Here is an 18145-nt window from a genome sequence, read left to right on the forward strand (position 1 = left end):
TGTTTCTTAAATGGTCTTCAGCAGCAATTTTTTTAACAGCGGTGTAAATTGCTCTGGCAATTCAGCTACACTCGGAATCATCAGGCGTTCTTTGCCATAGATGTTTTTCATTGTCATCTCTTCACTCTCATCGATGCCTCCATCCGCTAAAAACAGGCCGATGACTTCGATGCCCTTTTTTCTGGCTTCCGAAACAGCAAGGTGTGTATCGACAATTCCATTTTGATCATAATCGCTTGCCGCCGGCTCACCATCGGAAAATACGAGCAAGAAACGGTTTTTTTCGCGCCTTTTTTCCAATTCCATTGTGGCAACCCTGATACTGTATCCGTCGCGGTTGTCTTCCTCTGGCTCAAGCTGCATGATTTTAGCTCCTGAGTTTAGATAAAGAGAATCGGAATGGGACTGGATCACATGGAAGTAGTTTGGCTGATATCCTTCCCTCACTTCATTGGCATCTTCCCAGAAACCCACGATCGAGTGGGGGATCCTTAATTTCTTCAGCACTTCATGAAACAGGACGACCCCTCGTTTCGTTTCATCCATTTTGTTGTGCATGGAAGCCGAGCAATCGATAAGCAATGTGAATACCGCATCCATTTCATTGGAATCCTGGTTCTTTTTATAAAAGACCCTTGGATTTTCTTCAAATACAAGCGGCAGTAATTTCTTTGATAAACGGCCAAAAACCAAATCTTTTCTTGGTGCGTTCTTTTTATTTTCCAGCGTCTTTTCAATGGTGCTGGAGAGTTTCCTCTTGAACGGTTCGATATCCGCAACAAACTCTCGGTAGCGTTTCTCTTCCATAAGTGTTGGTACTTCGGCTTCTTTGATTACCTGAACGACGTCTTTATTTTCTTCACCAAATGGATGTTCACCGCTTTTGCCCATATTGGTTTGTTTCTTCTCCAGCGTTTCTTGCTGATTGTATTCCTTTTGTTGACTTTCCCCTGATGAACCCTGGATCGAAGCCAGTGCTTGGTCGGCATCTTCCGCTTCCCGGGCACCTCCGCCCATCAGGCTTGTTTTCGTTCCCTGCTCCAATTCAAATTGGAGAAACGTCGAATTACTTTCGCCGTTCTTGTTCTCCCGATGCCAAGTCGAAAATTTTTCATCAATGAACTCACTTTTTTCTTCGTCTGCATCATCTGTATCATCGTTCAACAGTTCATCATTTCTAGTCAGTTCATCAAATAAGGTATTTGCTTTATACTTTTCCACACTTGCAATGGGGAAAATGAAATATTCATTCATCGTATCTTCGTACCCATCGTTCACACGGAAAACGATTTGCTCGCAAATCCTCGTGATATCACTGGTTTTAGTGGCATCAAAGACCGAATGGATGAACGGTTTCAGTTTCTCCAGTTCTTCCAGCTGCCTTTCGTTGGCTCTCGGAAAAATCGGATCCGGCCTGTCGGATTGAAGTAATAAATATATGAGGCAATATAATTCATCCAGTGCAAAACTTCTTGTGACATTCGTCGCCAATTGGCTTTCGAAATATTGTTTAAGGTAAGCCCCCCTTACCGAAAACCATTTTTTCGTGCCTGGTCTTTCTTTCTTCACCAATTCTTCCAATCGCAAATCTTCCAGCAAAGCGAATAATTGGGCTGCAAACTTCGGAAGTGAACTTTCCCCGATGCTGTCCTGGTACTCCTTCATGCTCCGGATTGTTGTATGATGCAGCGTGCCTATCGTTCTAAGAAGCACGTCCGTTTTCAGCCCTGCTTCCTTCACTTCCTTATTGCCATTTTCCCAAAAGTGGCTGGCAGTGACCTTATTCTCGATCAGGTCAATGAAGGAGCCATAATTGTATTCGAATTCCAGCTCAGGAATGCCGGATAAAACAGTCGAGAGATCCTGAAGCTGTAAAAAAAGTGCCGTATCTATTATTGAATCATTGAACCGGATATACTTCATGAGGCATTCTCCTAGTTAGAATAATGTGTCAGCCAAGTTCTTCACGAACTCACGCTCCCGTTCCTCGTCCAACTTATCCACAATGGAACGAAGGATCGCCCGTTTCGGCGGGATCAACACACTCAGATCGCAAGCATCAAGCAAAGCCCTGATCGACGCCGCATCTTCAGCCACCTTCCCTTGATTCACGGCATTTATCAAATCACTCGACAGTTTAACGAACAAATCAATACTTCTTGGGTCCTTCAGCTTTGTATTGGTTTCTATCAATTGCTTTAACTGCTCCCCTTCGATATAAGGAACTTCAATGATGACAAACCTATTTTTTAGCGCTTCGTTCAGCGGCACTGTCCCGACATACCCTTCATTGATTGCAGCAATCACATTAAAGCCCTCTTTTGCCGTTATCACTTCATTCGTGAACGGATTCGTTATCGTCCTTCTGTAATCAAGCACACCATTGATAAGCGGCAGAGTCTCCGGTTTTGCCATGTTGATTTCATCTATATATAAGAAGTGACCGTGATTCATCGAATTGGTCACTGGTCCAGGTACGAATTCTATCACTTGTTTTTCCTCTTTGTAAGCCAGCGTCTTGAAGCCCAATAAGCTTTCTGCATCCAAGTCGACTGAGCAGTTGACACTGAACATCGGCTGATTGAATAAGTTCGATAAAGTCTCGGCAAACTTTGTCTTTCCAGCCCCTGTCGGACCCTTCAAAAGGATATTCTTCCCCATGCTCAAGGCCGTGATGGCATCCACCATCAACTCCATCTCGGGAGGGAGATATCCGCCGCTCCTGATCAATTCCTCAAATTGAGCAGGATTCTTTTTGCTTGCTTGTAATATATTTGCTATTTCTGTTGGTAATCGATTGATCATTATGTTCCTACACCCCTTTCTGAACATTTTAAGGCTCTTTCCCATTAAAAACAAACACTAAGAAAAGGAGCTGTCATCAAGACAGCTCCCCGACTGCAGATAAACCCGGAGTAAAGTGAGTTTTTCATTTCAGAAGTCCGTTCCTTACTCTAACCAAAACTCATCAAAACAAACTGAGTGTCGCAGCTTTCTTCCATACAATAAGAGTTTCATAAAACAATAAAAAACCATATAGAACTAGTATATCTGCAGTTTTTTTAAAAAAGACGTTCCAGCAGATTTCTGAAATCCGCTCCCTTTCCGCCGACTGTCTGCCAAGCCTCCTCACCGCAAGCGGCTGTGGGGTCTTGGCTAGCCAGATATTCGGCAGGAGTGTCGCAAATTTCTTCAATCCAATAAGGGTTCATAAAACAATAAAAAACCATATTGAACTAGTTCGCTGCAGCTTTTTTATGTAAAAGACGTTTCAGCTTGATTTCTGAAATCCGCTCCCTTTCCGCCGACTGTCTGCCAAGCCTCCTCACCGCAAGCGGCTGTGGGGTCTTGGCTAGCCAGATATTCGGCAGAAGTGTCGCAAATTTCTTCAATCCAATAGGGTTCATAAAACAATAAAAACCGAAAGTGTAACCCTGTCTTAATCAAGCTTAAAGATGAAACCAACTACAGTTTTTTCTTTAAAGACAATCCAGTTGATTGGAACGGAAGGTACGAGACTCCTGCGGAAAAGCGCGGCCAAGGGAGACCCCACAGGCGCAAAGAGCGCCGAGGAGGCTCCCGGACCGCCCGCGGAAAGCGAGTGCCTGGAGTGGAAATCAACGTTATTCGAGGTTCACTCTGATATCCCTTAATAGGCTTCCTTAGGTTCACCTTTCAATAGGTATACCATATAGCCCAATACACCGCCGATGATGGCAGGAATCACCCAGCCCACCCCTACACTATATAGTGGAAGGTATTGAGTGAAAAGGTCCGAAACGGCATCCAGTTTAATGCCTGATGCCACTATTCCATCCATTATGCTGATGATGGCCGTTAATAATAAGCTTCCTAAATATACCTCCGATTTCCCTTTGAATAAGGAATGGAAGAACGTAAGAACGATCAAAACGATCGCCACGGGATAAAGCGCAGTTAACACAGGCACTGTAATGGAAATCAGCTTGGTCAAACCTACATTGGCAACGGCCGCACTGAAAACGGAGAAGATGACGACATATGATTTATACGATACGGCAGGCAGTATTTTATTGAAATACGTAGCACAAGCCGTTATCAAACCGATGCTTGTAGTCAGGCAAGCAGCGATCACAATCAACCCTAACAACACGGCACCAGCCGGTCCGAAAAAATGGTTCGAGGCTTGGGCCAAAACGTCTCCGCCATTACCCAGTTGACCGAGGTTTTCCACACTTGTTGCCCCGACATAAGTTATAGACGCATAAACGATCACCAACAAGCTGGCAGCGATTAAGCCGGCTTTCAGACAGAAGCCCAACACTTCTTTTCTTGATGTTATCCCTCTATCTTTGATCGCATTGATGACGATGATCCCAAATGCAAATCCGGCCAGCGTATCCATGGTCAAATATCCTTCTTTAAATCCCTTAAAGAAAGAATTATCTGAATAATCAGCCGCTGGTGCCTGGATTTCACCCATTGGGTTAATAATTGCGACCACAATGAGAATCCCGATGAAAATCAATAATAAAGGTGTTAATATTTTTCCGACGATATCGAGCATTTTTGATGGATTGATGGATAATAAACAGGCAATCCCAAAGTATATGATCGTGAATATCAGCAATGGTAAAAAACCGACATCATTAGATAGGAAAGGTTTAATCCCTATTTCGTATGATACACTCCCCGTTCTGGGAAGTGCGAAAAGCGGTCCCAAAGATAAATAAAGAACGACGGTGAAAATGATGCCGAATAAGGGGTGTGCCCTGCTTGCAAGCGATTGAACATCATTTTTTCCTGAAAAACCAAAGGCCAATATTGTAATGAATGGCAGTCCAACACCAGTAATGATGAATCCTAAACTGGCCGACCATAAATTGGTCCCCGCTGATTGACCGAGCATGGCAGGGAAAATTAAGTTTCCTGCACCAAAAAATAAAGCAAAAAGCATTAATCCTGTTACAATGACGAAAGACAGCGGTGCTTTCTGTGACATATAGAGCCCTCCATTGTTTTGTGATTATCTTAACCAAGAAAAGAGTTGTCCACAATTTCCGAAAAAAAATGACATGAACTTCGAACCATTCTACTGATCTGTTAAAATGGACCTTCATGAAACTATGAATCACCCATAACTCCTCTTACTATAAAATCCGGCGGAACGTTTGTCAAAGCTATTTCATTCATTATTCGGAAAAATCTTTCTTTTCTAACTTCTTTTAAAAAAAACGAGAGAGGCATTTAGATCCAACAGAAAAGTTGAGTAAAAAGTACTGCAATTTATTTTGCAGGAAAAATGTTTTAATATTCAAATATTTTTTTCAAACTATATAAAAAAGAAACAGGAGGCGCATACATGAATACTGAAAAAGAAAAGATGGTGAGCGGGAAACCTTACATCGCCGCTGATCCGGAATTAATCAGAGATAGGGAAAATGCCAGAAAGTTGACCCGGTTATACAATCAGACAACGGAAAGCGAAGGAGATGAACGGACCGCACTGCTGAAACGGCTTTTAGGTTCCACTGGGCTAAATGTATATATTGAACCCACTTTCCGTTGTGACTATGGATACAATATTTCTGTCGGGGAAAACTTTTATGCTAATTTTGATTGTGTCATTTTGGATGTTTGCGAAGTGAAAATTGGCAGGGACTGCATGTTGGCTCCCGGAGTGCATATCTATACAGCTACACATCCGCTGGATCCCTTTGAACGCAGTTCTGGAGTGGAATACGGAAAACCGGTTACGATAGGGGATCATGTATGGATTGGAGGAAGGGCCATCATCAATCCTGGCGTTACAATAGGGAGTCATTCCGTTGTCGCCTCAGGCGCAGTCGTAACAAAGGATGTTCCTGAAGGCGTTGTTGTCGGTGGAAATCCAGCGAAGGTCATCAAGAATATCGAAGGAATTAAATAAGCAGAGTCCACTGAGTGGCTCTGCCCCTGTTTTACGTTAAATTTTCCTCAAGGCTTCCGCGATTGCAGTATCGCCAGAGATTAAATCAAATGAACGCTTATAGGTATTTTCATCGGTCAATGAAGCAAGGATCGTACGGGCCACATCTTCACGGGCAATCGATCCTCTTTCCAATTCCTCGGCGGCGGTCACTTTGCCCGTTCCCGGTTCATTAACCAGACCGCCAGGCCGAATGATCGTATAATTTAAATCGCTTTGTAACAATGCCCTATCCGCATAGTGCTTGGCCACATAATACGGTTTGATGGCTTCATTCCAGTTTTCGCGATTATTGGCCTGAAAAGCACTCACCATGATGAATCGGTCGATTCCCAGGTTTTCTGCTGCTTCAATCGTTTTAACTGCACCATCCAGATCAATCAACAGCGTTTGATCAGCACCGGTGCTACCTCCGGACCCTGCTGTGAACACGATGGCATCGCAGCCTTTTGCCGCATTCGCAATCTCATCCACTGATCCAGTTAAACTGACGACTGCAGATTCAATTCCATTTTTCTTTAAATGCTCACTTTGTTCTTCTTTGCGAACCATTGCCCGCACACTATGATCCGGGCTGTCGTTTAATAAATCTACAAGATGTTTACCGATCTGCCCATTTGCCCCAACTACGAATACTTTCATAAAGTCAGCTCCCATAATGTTTAGTTTGGTTTCCCTCCAAATTATTTCATGGACTCAGAACATTATCAAACAATCAGCCCGCCGATTCAGCTTTAACATTGGAAAAAGTTTGGCAACTCACCCTATTCTATTTTATAATAAGAACAACACGTGTTCTTCAGAAACACAAAGGGGAGGTGTAAAGATGGCAATACGAATGTTAATGCCACCTTCTGCAGCGTCTCATGCAAAGCCTAGTATTGGAGGCGATACTTTGCATGGGGTTGAATTAAGCTAAATTTAATCGCCCGCCTTATCATTTCTAATATTCGGCTTTGCACCTTATTTCATTCTTAATAAAGAATAAGGGGCTGGCAGAAATGAAGTATGTAAAAGCGACGGCCGTTTTACCTGAAAAGCTGATCGTTGAAATTCAAAAGTATGTGCAAGGTGAAACCATATATATCCCTAAACCCGAAAAAGCCCATCACAAATGGGGAACCCGTTCGGGATCAAGGGAATTGATCGATGACCGAAATGCCTCTATAAAATATGCTTTCAAAGACGGGCATTCCATCCATCAATTAGCCGAGGAACATTTTCTCTCCGCGGAAACCATCAAGAAAATCGTATATTCTAAATAAAGATTACACGGGTAGCACTGATAATGATATCAGTGCTATTTGTATGCCGAGTATGTTTCTTAGTCGTTTCCCCCCTTTTAAAGCAGATGCAATTTATGTAAAGTAAAGAGAAACGGTAACACTTGAAGAAACAGGAGTGAAGAAAATGGAACCTTTTATCAGGAGCGAGCAGTATAACTTCATAAAATCCCAAACACAAATTCTCATAAATGGACACGCGACTGCCAACGATAAGGATGTGATCAACACCCTGAAAACAGTCGCCAAAGAAAGGGTACTAAGCTTATTCAGTGACTTGAGCGAAGAGCAAAAACAACTGCTGGATCCAGTGGATACCATCAAAGATCCCGCACAAGCCGAAGCCTTTCTACTACAGGTAAAGCCATTTGTGATCCCATTTAAAGAAGTAACCGAAAAAACGATAAAAAAACTATTTCCTAAAGCAAAGAAATTAAAAACCCCTTTGTTGGAAAACATCGATTTGAGAGAGATTTCATACCTGGGATGGGATGATGTCGGATCCGGAAAGAAATTCATCATTGCCCCCCATCATCATAAACTCACCGGATTGCATGGAACCATTAAACCTGCCAACAAAAAAGGGATCTGTGCCATATGCAGCCGCTTTGAAGAAGTAGGGATGTTCATGTCTGAAACAAAAGGAACCGTCCAAGGGACATTTATTAAAAAAGGGAATTATATTTGTCTGGACAGCATGAAATGCAACCAGAACATAACCACTTTGGATAAAATGACCGACCTGATCGAACGGCTGAAATAAAACGGAAAAGCAATCCTTCAATGGAGAAGGATTGCTTTTTGCCCTTGTTAAAAAACTCTCATTTTGTCCTGCTATGGAATTCTAGTATAATGGAAACGATACATGAAAGAAGGATTGATATATTGAAAAGCAAAATGAATCAGTTGTTCGAAGACCAAAAAAATGTTCATGTGCTATATTCCTATAATGAAATGGAAAATTACATTAAACAAGTTTTAAGTTATATCCAAGATGGCATCATGGCGGGGGATTACGTCATTCTTGTTGAAAATGACCGTATTTACCCCATTATCCATAAAGAACTAAGCACTCGGTTAACAAAAGAACAAATGAAGCTCCTTCACTTTGTGAACAACTTCGATTTCTATTGCTCAAGCGGCAGTTATCATCCTCCTGCAATCGAAGAATACTTTAATAAAACGGTTCAGCCCTATGTCGAAAATAAAATCTCTTTCCGATCATGGGCACATGTGGAATGGGCAACCTTGGAAGAGCCCCTGCATATCATAGAGGAATTTGAGAGAACAGTAGATAAAGCTGTAAATCTGCTGTCATTTCCATTAATTTGTGCGTACAAAGGTGATAGGATGCCAGAATACCTAAAAACCATTTTACTGGAAACACATCCTTATGTTCTAGAAGACGATGATATCACCATCTGTGAACAATACTTGCCATCTGTTTGAAATAATACACTTACACGCTTAGGAATTCCCCTAAGCGTGTTTTTCCCGTTGCATTTATCATGAATCCCTCGTGTATTTATACGGCATTAATTCACCGACCTTCGTCTTTACCGTTTCCCCATTAATATTCAGGATGACAAAGCACTCTTTTGCATAATCCGAGATTAATTCCCGACACATCCCACTCGGGCTAACCACTTTAAAAGCTCTTTCTTCACATCGGAATAGGGATGCTTAACCGCCACGATGGTATCGAATCCCTTTTCCCCGTCCGATATCGCCTTGCCGATCCAATGGCTTCTGCACATACAGTAACCCGGCCAATATACGCTTCAATACGTTAACGCAGCAGAACTCGTTTTTAATGCAGCGCCAACATGATGCCTATTTTCCTCATAAAGATCTCTAATTTTTGCACTTGCAGCTTCTATTAAATCACGATCCGACTCATTCAATGGATAAGTTTTGATGACTGGACCTCCGTCTCTTCTAATATTTCATTCAAGAATTTTTTTTAACGCTTCTAAAGCCAATAAGCGGAAATAAGAAGCAGCTGGAAAAAGTGCTTTTTCATCTACTATAAACTTAGGATGATGCAGGTCATAAGGACCGCCCGACCCTATCATGACGAAAGCACCTGGAATTTTTTCTTGGTAAAAAGCGAAGTCTTCCCCTATTGAACTAGCTTCCAAGGTTTTTGTCGTGTAACCTGCTATGTCTCCAACCTGAAGCGCCAAATCTGCCCATTCAGGCGTATTATCAACTGATGGCGGGCCAGGATGCCATGATAATTCAACATTTGCATTGAATGTTTCACTAATACCGTGCAGGACCTGTTTCATACGTTTCTGAATGAACTCTCGTTGAGTTTTACTGAAGGTGCGGACGGTTCCTTCCATATATGCACTATCCGGGATAACGTTCCACGTTGAGCCGCTATGAATTTGGGTGATGCTCAAAACCGCGGACTCTTTTGGCGCCACATTGCGGCTGATGATGGTTTGCAACGTTGAGATAATATGTCCTGTTATGATAATCGGATCATTACCCTCTTCCGGTTTGGCCGCATGAGAACCAGTTGCTTTAACATGCACTTCAAAGCGATCGACTCCCGCTGTCAGAGCTCCATGTTTTGTCCCTAACTCCCCAACTTGCAATGTCGGATCATTATGAAGGCCAAAAATCACATCCACATCATCCAGCACACCGGTTTCCATTAAAGCACTTGCACCATGCCCCGTTTCCTCCGCAGGCTGAAAAATCAAGCGAATCGTTCCGGATAGATCTCTTTCTTCTTTTTTTAATAAAAAAGCAGTCCCCAAAATGACGGAAGTGTGAAAATCATGACCACATGCATGCATCACGCCGCTGTGCCTTGAAGGAAAATCCACCTCAGATTGCTCTAAAATTGGTAAAGCATCAATATCTGAGCGAAGTGCTATCGTAGGTCCCGGCTTACTCCCTTTTATCTCAGCTACGACACCAGTTTTCAATGGGAAATCAAGTATCTTGATATCTTGAGTTTGAAGCGCTTCTTTAATTTTTTTAGTCGTTTCAAATTCTTGGTTTGATAATTCAGGTGTCATATGAAGATCGCGTCTGAATTCCAATAAATAATTTTCCAATTCTACATTGCTCATGGTCAACGGTTGTCCATCTCCTTAAAAATCCGAATAGTAAAGAACGAAAGCTAATAGCCAAGGAATATCAATTGAAACAGCTTTCAAATAAGCTATTTGATTAACGTATAAAGACTGAGCTCTAATTTAGGTCGAGTCATAAGCACCATAACAATGTTTTCCGGAAATGATAAATGTGTATATTCCGAATATTTAACATTGACAATTTATTATATAAGATGCTACCATTTGATTTAATTTCTATATTATATTAACGTATCAACCCGAAAAAGGATTCAATTTAGTAGAAAACAAGTAAGGAAATATATAGTCGGAAGAAACCCTCTTCTAAACTGAAGCGGGTTTTATTTCAGCATTAATTCATAGTAAACCAGTAAGGATATTACCATTATAAATCCCCTGCGTTTAAAAGTGAAGACATAAAGGAGCAATTGACACATGAAAAAGAAAACAGTAAAGCTTGGTGTATTTTTGGCCGGAACAGGACATCACGTTGCTTCCTGGAGACATCCTAACGCCAATCCGAAAGGTAATATGAGCATCGATTATTTTAAAGGGTTGGCCCAGACTGCCGAAAAAGGTTTATTTGACTTATTATTTTTGGCAGATAGTTTGTCAGTTGCAAAGGACTCGCATCCTAATATTCTGACTCGATTCGAGCCATTGACCTTGTTATCTTATCTAGCCTCGGCGACTTCCAATATTGGTTTGGTTTCAACGGCCTCCACCACTTACGAAGAACCCTTTAATGTTGCTAGGAAATTTGCTTCTTTAGACCATATTACCTCCGGCCGCGCTGGCTGGAACGTAGTCACAACGTCCCTTGCCTCCACTGCAGTAAACTTCAATAAGTCAGAACATTTAGAACATGGACTCCGTTATAAAAGGGCGACTGAATTTGTTGAAGTTACCAAGAAATTGTGGGACTCATGGGAAGACGATACATTGGTCATCGATAAAGAAACTGGCCAATTCATTGATGAAAGCAAGTTTCATGAAATCAATCACCAAGGTGAGTTTTTCAATGTAAAAGGACCATTAAATATTTCCCGCTCCCCCCAGGGGCATCCGGTCATTGTACAAGCAGGCTCTTCTGGCCCTGGGCAATTGCTTGCAGCAAAGCACGCAGAGATCGTCTTTACTGCCCAGGAGAACAAGGAGGACGCGGTTTCATTTTACCATGAATTAAAAGGTCAATTGGCCGCTTTCAATCGGGGGAAAAACAGCTTGAGCATCATGCCAGGGTTGTTCCCGATTGTGGGACAGACCGAGAAGGAAGCCAAAGAAAAGTACGAGGCATTGCAGGAGCTGATCATTCCCGAAATAGGATTGGCTGTTATGGGAAGATATTTTGGAAATGTGGATTTTTCGAACATCCCTTTGGATACACCGTTCGCTGATATTACGCTACCAGAACATGTAGACGGCATCCAAAGTAAATATGATTTGATCGTTAAACGGGCGATCAATGAAAATTTGACGTTACGTCAGACATATCAGTGGGTTGCAGGATCACGTGGACATCATATCGCAATTGGAACACCAACGCAGATTGCGGATAAGATTGAAGATTGGGTGAATGGAAATGCGGCTGATGGCTTTAATATCATGCCAGCCCTCTTGCCTGATTCTTTAACGGATTTTGTAGAACTTGTTGTCCCTGAACTGCAATCGAAAGGAATTTTCCGTACTGAGTATGAAAGCAACACATTACGAGGGAATCTCGGCTTGGATAAACCGGCCAACCAATATTCCCAGCTTTAAACACTTACACCTGACGGATAGTTCTCAAAGACGGAATCACCCACCCGAAGAGGAATTAACTAGATAGAGTATAGGAGGCGCAAGATGAGTCAAACATTTCGTGAAGTACGTGTAGAAGATGTGGATAAATTCCTCCAATTAACATTGGATGCTTATGCGAGTATAAGAGAGTTGGACATTCACTTCTCTGCAGCAACGGCCACGAGGGAGGAAGCGATAAAGCATATATCCGAAAATAAGGCATATGTCCTGGAGGAAAGCGGGACATTTATTTCGACCGTATCGATCCGGTTGCCTTGGGGCCCTAATCCTGGCCCGCTCGTATTGCCACACATAGGCTGGTTCGCTACAAACCCTGCGTATAAGCGTCAAGGAATAGGGAAAAAAGTGCTGTCATGGCTCGAAGAAGAAATTTTGAAGAAGCAACTGCGAGCCCCTGCGGTTACGCTCGGAACCGCGGATAATCATCCATGGCTAAAGGAAATGTACGAAAAAAGTGGATTTGAAGAGATCGGGCAAAAAGATTTAGGCAAAGGCCATCTCACAATTTATTTGAGGAAAATCTTGCAGCCTGGACAATATCAAGCTTGGACCGAAAAACATAATCAAACCATTTAATAACAGGAGGTAAATAACGATGAAAAAAATTCTTTCCCTTGGACTTGCATTACTTTTCATATTAGTACTTGCAGCATGTGGCAATTCAAAACAAGAGAATGCGGCCAATGATTCCGAACAAAAAACAATTAAAGTAGGGTCCACTGGCCAAAGCTATCCAAATGGTTATCAAGAGGATGGTAAATTAATAGGTTTTGACGTAGAACTTACAGAACTCATCGCCAAGAATTTAGGATACAAGGTAGAGTGGGTCACTTCTGATTTCAGTGGGATAATGGGGCAATTGGGATCAGGTAAACTGGACACCGTTGCGAATGCCGTTGCTATAACACCAGAACGCGAAGAGCAATTTAATTTTACAGAGCCGTATAGTTATTATGGTGCACAAATTGTATCAAGCACAAAAAACGATGATATTAAAGGTTTGGCTGATCTTAAAGGCAAGACCGTTTCCGGTGTGCTGGGGTCTAATAACGTCACAAACCTAGAAAAATATGATAAAAATGGCGAAATCAAAATACGAACCTATGAAACCCGGGATGGTGCGATGCAAGATGCCATTAACAACCGTGTAGATGGCTATATCAATTCCCGCCCAATCCTGGTTGCCGAGATAAAGAAAAATGATCTTCCGCTAAAACTGGTTGGCGATCCAGTGGCCTATGAAAATGTAGGGTATCCATTTACCAAAACAGAAAAAGGCAAAAAATTAAATGATGAATTCACGACAGAAATCAAAAAACTTAAAGAAGATGGTACATTAGCGAAGCTGTCCAATAAATATTTTGGTGAAGACATCACCACGAATTCCGGCGAATAAGCATAGCGGAGGTTTTAAAGCATTATGAATTTTGATTTACAATATATGTTGGAAATTTCCCTGCAAATCGCAAAATTTATTCCAATCACTCTGGTTTTAGCCATCATTTCGATGGCTTTAGCCATTATTATCGGACTTGTAGTAGCCTTAATAAGAAATAGCAATATTTTTGGAATCACCCAATTGGCAGGCTTATATATCTCTTTATTCCGTGGAATGCCAACATTGGTACAATTATTCATCATTTATTACGGTTTACCACAGTTATTCCCGTCGTTGTCAACGATGGAAGCAATGACGGCGGCAATCATTGGATTCAGTTTGAAGGAATCCTCTTATTTAGCAGAAATTTTCCGAGCTGGTTTGAACTCCGTGGACAAAGGGCAGATGGAAGCGGGCCTTGCAACAGGCATGAAAAGAGTGCAGATTTACTCGCGAATCATATTACCACAGGCTGCTTTAAATGCATTGCCCGCAACAGGGAATACATTTATATCTTTGATTAAAGAAACGTCCCTTGCCTTTACATTAGGAATTACGGAATTATTTGCAGAGGGAAAAATTATTGCATCCGCTAACATGCGCTTTTTCGAGACGTATTTGGTGGTTGGCTTGATTTACTGGCTATTGGTTATTCTTTATTCTTGGATACAAAAATACCTGGAAATTTGGCTCAGCAAACCACTTAGAAGGTGATCATATGATAAAAGTAAGAAACTTATCTAAATATTTTGATGATAAACAAGTATTGAACGATATTAACTTGGAAATAAGAACCGGGGAAGTTGTCGCCATTATTGGCCCTTCAGGTTCTGGAAAATCAACGTTATTACGCTGTCTGAACTTGTTGGAAAAGCCCAACAGCGGCACCATCGAAATCAAGGATGTAAAATTGGATACCCAAAAATATAAAGAGAAAGACGCCTATCAATTAAGACAGCAAACAGCGATGGTATTCCAACACTATAACCTTTTTAAAAATAAAACGGCCTTAAAAAACGTGATTGAAGCATTGCTTGTCAGCAAAAAAATGAAAAAAGAGGAAGCCATTCAAATCGGCGTTGATTTATTGAATCGGGTTGGCTTGGAAAAACAAGCCCAACAATACCCCGCTACCTTATCCGGCGGGCAACAGCAGCGTGTCAGCATCGCTAGAGCATTAGCTGTGAAACCACATGCCATTTTATTTGATGAACCTACCTCCGCTCTAGATCCCGAATTGGTTAATGAGGTTTTACAAGTCATACGGGAGTTAGCGAAAGAGGATACCACAATGGTGATCGTGACGCACGAAATGCAATTTGCCAAGGAAGTTGCTGACCATGTCATATTCATGGCAGACGGACATATTATCGAACAAGGCACCCCAGAACAAGTAATTGAGCATTCTCTTAATTCGCGAACTCAGCGTTTTTTACGGCAGATGGGAGATGAAACGGAAGGATCTGCCAGGCAAAAAAGGAAGTGAAGTGCATGAACACGGAAAGGTTATCTGAAATGATTTATCATTCCAATCCGTTGGTAAATGAAGGAGTATTACAAGCTGCAATTGATGGACTTCTTGATTATCTTGCTGTTTCCTATCAAACGAAATCCGAAAAGGAAATTACGATTTTAAAGCAAATCATTTTGGAAGAAGGCGGAAATGGGACGAGTTACTTGATTGGAAGCCACATACATGCAACAAGATCCCAGGCCGCACTCTTCAATGGCTTTCAAGCTCATTTACTAGATTATGATGATGTACATTCAGACGTACGAGGTCATCCAAGCGCAGTCATTTTGTCTGCATTGTTAGCAGTTGGAGAACCTGAAATGACAGGAAAACGTTTTTTAGCTGCCTATGTGGTTGGTGTGGAAATCATGGCTCGGTTCGGGGAAGCTATGAACCCATATCATTATACAAAAGGCTGGCATAATACAGCTACACTTGGCGTAATAGCTGCAGCTGGTGCGGTTGCGTATTTACGGGAATACTCACCACGCTTAATAGCTGAAACCATGAGTCTTGCAGCTACCCAATCGGCGGGTTTACGACTCCAATTTGGCACTGTAATAAAGCCGCTCCATGTAGGGATTGCTGCTAAAAATGCTGTGGATTCCGCTGATTGGATTCGGATGGGATTACATAGCAACCCCGACTTTTTGAATGATAAGAATGGATTCTTTGAGGTATATGCAGAAAATGGAGTTCCCGATTTGACGGAAAATTGGGGAAAGACATGGCGGATCGTAACACCGGGATTATGGTTTAAACAGTACCCTTTTTGTTCTGCTGCGGCACATGGCGCTGATGCAGCTGTCTTTTTACATAAGACGTACGATTTGTCGGAAGAAGATATTGAATCGGTGAGTGTTTGCTTTCCTCCAAATGGTGATTCCGCTTTGATTCACCATAGCCCTTCAACCGGTGAAGAAGGAAGATTTTCGATTGAGTATATTGTATGGCTCGCGCTTACAGGCAAGCCCCTGACCTTTGCTTCTTTTGAATCGAAACCTCTTCCCCATTCATGGAGAAAATCCTTGCAAAAAGTAAATAGGGAGACGGATGCAACGATCAAGCCTTCCAAAGCAGCACTCCCAGTGGGAAGATTTACAATTGTGACCGTGACCACAACGAGTGGGGACGTACTATCGAAACGAATCGATACACCTAAAGGAAGTCCTGGGAACCCATTAACAAAACCCCAGCTAATAGAAAAATTGCATAAAGCCATAGGAGATGAAGTAGAGACAGAGAAAATAATAGCGGCTGTCCATGCACTGAATCACACATCACTTGGCGTTCTTCAAGAAGCTGACTATAGAAGCTGACTGAAAGTAAATTAGGCGAACAGTATTTATGCTGCTCGCCTATTTTGTATACCATCAATACGGTATCTTTATACGTGAGGTGAGTTTCGGTGTGTCACTCTTGAATTCCGGGCATTTACTCGTGAGTTTTGACGTTTTACTCGTGAATTCGGGGCATTTACTCGTGAGTTTCCGCGCTTTTACTCGTGAATTCCGGGCATTTACTCGTGAGTTTTGGCGCTTTACTCGTGAATTCGGGGCATTTACTCGTGAGTACATATTTCCCACCACAGAAAAAAAAGAAGCGCCATAATGGCACTTCTTTTTTTTGAGTTTAAGGCAATACGGTTGCACCCATTAAGTAGCGGTCCACTTCTCTTGCCACTTCTCGGCCTTCATTGATTGCCCAAACGATGAGGCTTTGCCCTCTTCTTGCATCTCCGGCAGCGAAAACCCCTTCGACATTCGTTCTGTATTCGCCATAGACGGCATCAATTTTTTGATTGACTGTTTCTACGCCAAATTGAGTTAATAGCGGCATTTCCGTTCCTTCAAATCCGATTGCGATGAAAACGAATTGTGCAGGCCATACTTTTTCAGTTCCTGGAACTTCCCTGAAAATGTACATTCCGTCATCGCCTTTGACTTTTTCCATGGAGATTGTGTGCAGTTCTTTAACGTTGCCATTTTCATCGGCGACGATTTTTTTTGTTTGGATTGAATATTGACGCGGATCTGCACCGAATTTCGCTTCCGCTTCTTCATACGCATAATCAAGGGAAAAGACATTCGGGTAGGCCGGCCACATATTATCAGATGTACGGGCCGTCGGAAGGATTGGATGCTTCCCGAATTGTACGACGCTCTTACATCCCTGGCGAAGGGCAGTTGCGACACAGTCAGCTCCTGTATCCCCGCCGCCGATGACGATGACATCCTTCCCCTTTGTGTCTATGAACTTGCCGTCTTCAAAATTGGAGTCCAACAGGCTTTTAGTCGATGTAGTCAAGTAATCCATTGCAAGGTGAATGCCTGATGCCCCGCGTCCTTCAATTACCAGGTCACGCTGCTTTTGGGCACCTGTACAAAGGATGACTGCATCATACTGATCTTGCAGTTCTTCGGCTGTTATATCTTTGCCTACTTCTGTATTGGTAATGAAATCGATACCTTCCTGGGTCAATAATTTGATTCGGCGTGCAACGATATCCTTTTCAAGTTTCATGTTCGGGATTCCGTATGTCAACAGCCCGCCTGCACGGTCTGAGCGCTCATAAACCGTGACCGAATGACCTGCTTGATTCAACTGGTCGGCACTCGCCATTCCTGCCGGGCCCGAACCGATGATGGCAATTTTCTTGCCGGTCCTGCTTTCAGGGATGCGAGGCGTTATCCAGCCATTTTCAAATCCTTTATCGATGATGGTCCGTTCTATGTTCTTGATGGTAACGGCAGGATCGCTTATCGCTACCGTACAAGACCCTTCACAAGGAGCCGGGCAGACGCGCCCGGTGAATTCAGGGAAATTATTCGTTTTCGATAAACGGTCCAATGCTTCTTTCCATCTGCCGCGGTACACCAGATCATTCCACTCCGGAATAAGGTTATGAATCGGACAGCCCGTAGTGACTCGGTTCAATTCCATGCCCATATGGCAGAAAGGGGTGGCGCAGTCCATACACCGCGCTCCCTGTGTACTTAACTTTTCATCAGAGAAAGGAGCTGTATACTCTCTCCAGTCGTTTAAACGAGTGAGAGGATTCCGGTCTTTTGGTTTTTCTCGCGGATAATCCATAAATCCTGTTGCTTTTCCCATCTTTCTCTCCCCTTC

General features: G+C 42.5%; 17 protein-coding genes and 1 pseudogene. 11 read left to right on the forward strand and 7 right to left on the reverse strand.

Features of this window, described 5'->3' with window-relative positions:
• Positions 1 to 6: 6 nt before the first annotated feature.
• The 3 genes from ACJ9PY_RS23580 to brnQ form a co-directional block, all read right to left on the reverse strand.
• Positions 7 to 1923, reverse strand: a complete 1917-nt coding sequence (locus tag ACJ9PY_RS23580) for a vWA domain-containing protein (protein ID WP_411739139.1) — start codon at positions 1921 to 1923, stop codon at positions 7 to 9.
• A gap of 15 nt (positions 1924 to 1938) precedes the next feature.
• Positions 1939 to 2805, reverse strand: coding sequence for an ATP-binding protein (locus ACJ9PY_RS23585; protein WP_082609479.1), 867 nt, complete (start codon positions 2803 to 2805; stop codon positions 1939 to 1941).
• Between the two features lie 844 nt (positions 2806 to 3649).
• Positions 3650 to 4981, reverse strand: a complete 1332-nt coding sequence (gene brnQ / locus ACJ9PY_RS23590) for a branched-chain amino acid transport system II carrier protein (protein ID WP_411739140.1) — start codon at positions 4979 to 4981, stop codon at positions 3650 to 3652.
• A gap of 360 nt (positions 4982 to 5341) precedes the next feature.
• On the opposite strand from brnQ, the gene ACJ9PY_RS23595 reads away from it, so the two are divergent.
• Positions 5342 to 5908 (forward strand): sugar O-acetyltransferase, encoded by a 567-nt coding sequence (locus ACJ9PY_RS23595; protein WP_057279159.1) that lies wholly within the window; start codon positions 5342 to 5344, stop codon positions 5906 to 5908.
• A 36-nt stretch (positions 5909 to 5944) separates the two neighbouring features.
• On the opposite strand, the gene ACJ9PY_RS23600 is transcribed toward ACJ9PY_RS23595, so the two are convergent.
• On the reverse strand, positions 5945 to 6589 hold the full coding sequence (locus ACJ9PY_RS23600; RefSeq protein WP_057279203.1) for an SDR family oxidoreductase: 645 nt from the start codon (positions 6587 to 6589) through the stop codon (positions 5945 to 5947).
• Positions 6590 to 6948: 359 nt separating this feature from the next.
• Here ACJ9PY_RS23600 and ACJ9PY_RS23605 point away from each other — a divergent pair, with 359 nt between their 5' ends.
• The 3 genes from ACJ9PY_RS23605 (at position 6949) to ACJ9PY_RS23615 (ending at position 8679) form a co-directional block, all read left to right on the forward strand.
• Positions 6949 to 7212, forward strand: coding sequence for a CD3324 family protein (locus ACJ9PY_RS23605; protein WP_034310602.1), 264 nt, complete (start codon positions 6949 to 6951; stop codon positions 7210 to 7212).
• A 145-nt stretch (positions 7213 to 7357) separates the two neighbouring features.
• Positions 7358 to 7993: a FusB/FusC family EF-G-binding protein gene (locus ACJ9PY_RS23610; protein WP_034310600.1), complete on the forward strand. Its 636-nt coding sequence runs from the start codon at positions 7358 to 7360 to the stop codon at positions 7991 to 7993.
• An 89-nt stretch (positions 7994 to 8082) separates the two neighbouring features.
• Complete coding sequence (locus tag ACJ9PY_RS23615; protein WP_411739141.1) at positions 8083 to 8679, forward strand: MEDS domain-containing protein; 597 nt, start codon at positions 8083 to 8085, stop codon at positions 8677 to 8679.
• Between the two features lie 57 nt (positions 8680 to 8736).
• Here ACJ9PY_RS23615 and ACJ9PY_RS23620 read toward each other — a convergent pair.
• Both ACJ9PY_RS23620 and ACJ9PY_RS23625 read right to left on the reverse strand, forming a co-directional pair.
• A pseudogene (locus tag ACJ9PY_RS23620) lies at positions 8737 to 9173 on the reverse strand (cytidine deaminase).
• A 3-nt stretch (positions 9174 to 9176) separates the two neighbouring features.
• Positions 9177 to 10319, reverse strand: coding sequence for an amidohydrolase (locus tag ACJ9PY_RS23625; protein ID WP_411740322.1), 1143 nt, complete (start codon positions 10317 to 10319; stop codon positions 9177 to 9179).
• A gap of 438 nt (positions 10320 to 10757) precedes the next feature.
• Between ACJ9PY_RS23625 and ACJ9PY_RS23630 the strand changes: the two genes are divergently transcribed.
• From ACJ9PY_RS23630 to ACJ9PY_RS23660, 7 genes are all read left to right on the forward strand, one after another.
• Complete coding sequence (locus ACJ9PY_RS23630; RefSeq protein WP_411739142.1) at positions 10758 to 12083, forward strand: LLM class flavin-dependent oxidoreductase; 1326 nt, start codon at positions 10758 to 10760, stop codon at positions 12081 to 12083.
• Between the two features lie 84 nt (positions 12084 to 12167).
• Positions 12168 to 12701 carry a GNAT family N-acetyltransferase gene (locus tag ACJ9PY_RS23635; protein WP_411739143.1) on the forward strand — a complete coding sequence of 178 codons (534 nt, stop codon included), beginning with the start codon at positions 12168 to 12170 and terminating at the stop codon, positions 12699 to 12701.
• Positions 12702 to 12720: 19 nt separating this feature from the next.
• Positions 12721 to 13521, forward strand: a complete 801-nt coding sequence (locus tag ACJ9PY_RS23640) for an amino acid ABC transporter substrate-binding protein (RefSeq protein ID WP_187050188.1) — start codon at positions 12721 to 12723, stop codon at positions 13519 to 13521.
• A gap of 24 nt (positions 13522 to 13545) precedes the next feature.
• The gene (locus tag ACJ9PY_RS23645; protein WP_057279163.1) at positions 13546 to 14217 is read left to right on the forward strand and encodes an amino acid ABC transporter permease; all 672 of its coding nucleotides are present in this window, start codon (positions 13546 to 13548) and stop codon (positions 14215 to 14217) included.
• 4 nt (positions 14218 to 14221) lie between these two features.
• Positions 14222 to 14989, forward strand: a complete 768-nt coding sequence (locus ACJ9PY_RS23650) for an amino acid ABC transporter ATP-binding protein (protein WP_411739144.1) — start codon at positions 14222 to 14224, stop codon at positions 14987 to 14989.
• 5 nt (positions 14990 to 14994) lie between these two features.
• A complete protein-coding gene (locus tag ACJ9PY_RS23655) occupies positions 14995 to 16335 on the forward strand; it encodes an MmgE/PrpD family protein (protein ID WP_283929514.1) in 1341 nt (446 codons plus the stop codon).
• A gap of 91 nt (positions 16336 to 16426) precedes the next feature.
• Entirely contained in the window at positions 16427 to 16627 is a 201-nt protein-coding gene (locus tag ACJ9PY_RS23660) for a hypothetical protein (RefSeq protein WP_411739145.1), read from the forward strand.
• A gap of 21 nt (positions 16628 to 16648) precedes the next feature.
• Here ACJ9PY_RS23660 and gltD read toward each other — a convergent pair whose 3' ends face one another.
• Positions 16649 to 18130 carry a glutamate synthase small subunit gene (gene gltD / locus ACJ9PY_RS23665; RefSeq protein WP_411739146.1) on the reverse strand — a complete coding sequence of 494 codons (1482 nt, stop codon included), beginning with the start codon at positions 18128 to 18130 and terminating at the stop codon, positions 16649 to 16651.
• Between the last annotated feature and the right edge of the window lie 15 nt (positions 18131 to 18145).

This window comes from Peribacillus sp. S4, assembly GCF_046715815.1.
Lineage (GTDB): Bacteria > Bacillota > Bacilli > Bacillales > DSM-1321 > Peribacillus > Peribacillus frigoritolerans.

Coding starts and splice junctions, on each gene's coding strand:
- ACJ9PY_RS23580 (WP_411739139.1), bottom strand. CDS start 1,923: ATGAAGTATATCCGGTTCAATGATTCAATAATAGATACGGCACTTTTT.
- ACJ9PY_RS23585 (WP_082609479.1), bottom strand. CDS start 2,805: ATGATCAATCGATTACCAACAGAAATAGCAAATATATTACAAGCAAGC.
- brnQ (WP_411739140.1), bottom strand. CDS start 4,981: ATGTCACAGAAAGCACCGCTGTCTTTCGTCATTGTAACAGGATTAATG.
- ACJ9PY_RS23595 (WP_057279159.1), top strand. CDS start 5,342: ATGAATACTGAAAAAGAAAAGATGGTGAGCGGGAAACCTTACATCGCC.
- ACJ9PY_RS23600 (WP_057279203.1), bottom strand. CDS start 6,589: ATGAAAGTATTCGTAGTTGGGGCAAATGGGCAGATCGGTAAACATCTT.
- ACJ9PY_RS23605 (WP_034310602.1), top strand. CDS start 6,949: ATGAAGTATGTAAAAGCGACGGCCGTTTTACCTGAAAAGCTGATCGTT.
- ACJ9PY_RS23610 (WP_034310600.1), top strand. CDS start 7,358: ATGGAACCTTTTATCAGGAGCGAGCAGTATAACTTCATAAAATCCCAA.
- ACJ9PY_RS23615 (WP_411739141.1), top strand. CDS start 8,083: ATGGAAACGATACATGAAAGAAGGATTGATATATTGAAAAGCAAAATG.
- ACJ9PY_RS23625 (WP_411740322.1), bottom strand. CDS start 10,319: ATGAGCAATGTAGAATTGGAAAATTATTTATTGGAATTCAGACGCGAT.
- ACJ9PY_RS23630 (WP_411739142.1), top strand. CDS start 10,758: ATGAAAAAGAAAACAGTAAAGCTTGGTGTATTTTTGGCCGGAACAGGA.
- ACJ9PY_RS23635 (WP_411739143.1), top strand. CDS start 12,168: ATGAGTCAAACATTTCGTGAAGTACGTGTAGAAGATGTGGATAAATTC.
- ACJ9PY_RS23640 (WP_187050188.1), top strand. CDS start 12,721: ATGAAAAAAATTCTTTCCCTTGGACTTGCATTACTTTTCATATTAGTA.
- ACJ9PY_RS23645 (WP_057279163.1), top strand. CDS start 13,546: ATGAATTTTGATTTACAATATATGTTGGAAATTTCCCTGCAAATCGCA.
- ACJ9PY_RS23650 (WP_411739144.1), top strand. CDS start 14,222: ATGATAAAAGTAAGAAACTTATCTAAATATTTTGATGATAAACAAGTA.
- ACJ9PY_RS23655 (WP_283929514.1), top strand. CDS start 14,995: ATGAACACGGAAAGGTTATCTGAAATGATTTATCATTCCAATCCGTTG.
- gltD (WP_411739146.1), bottom strand. CDS start 18,130: ATGGGAAAAGCAACAGGATTTATGGATTATCCGCGAGAAAAACCAAAA.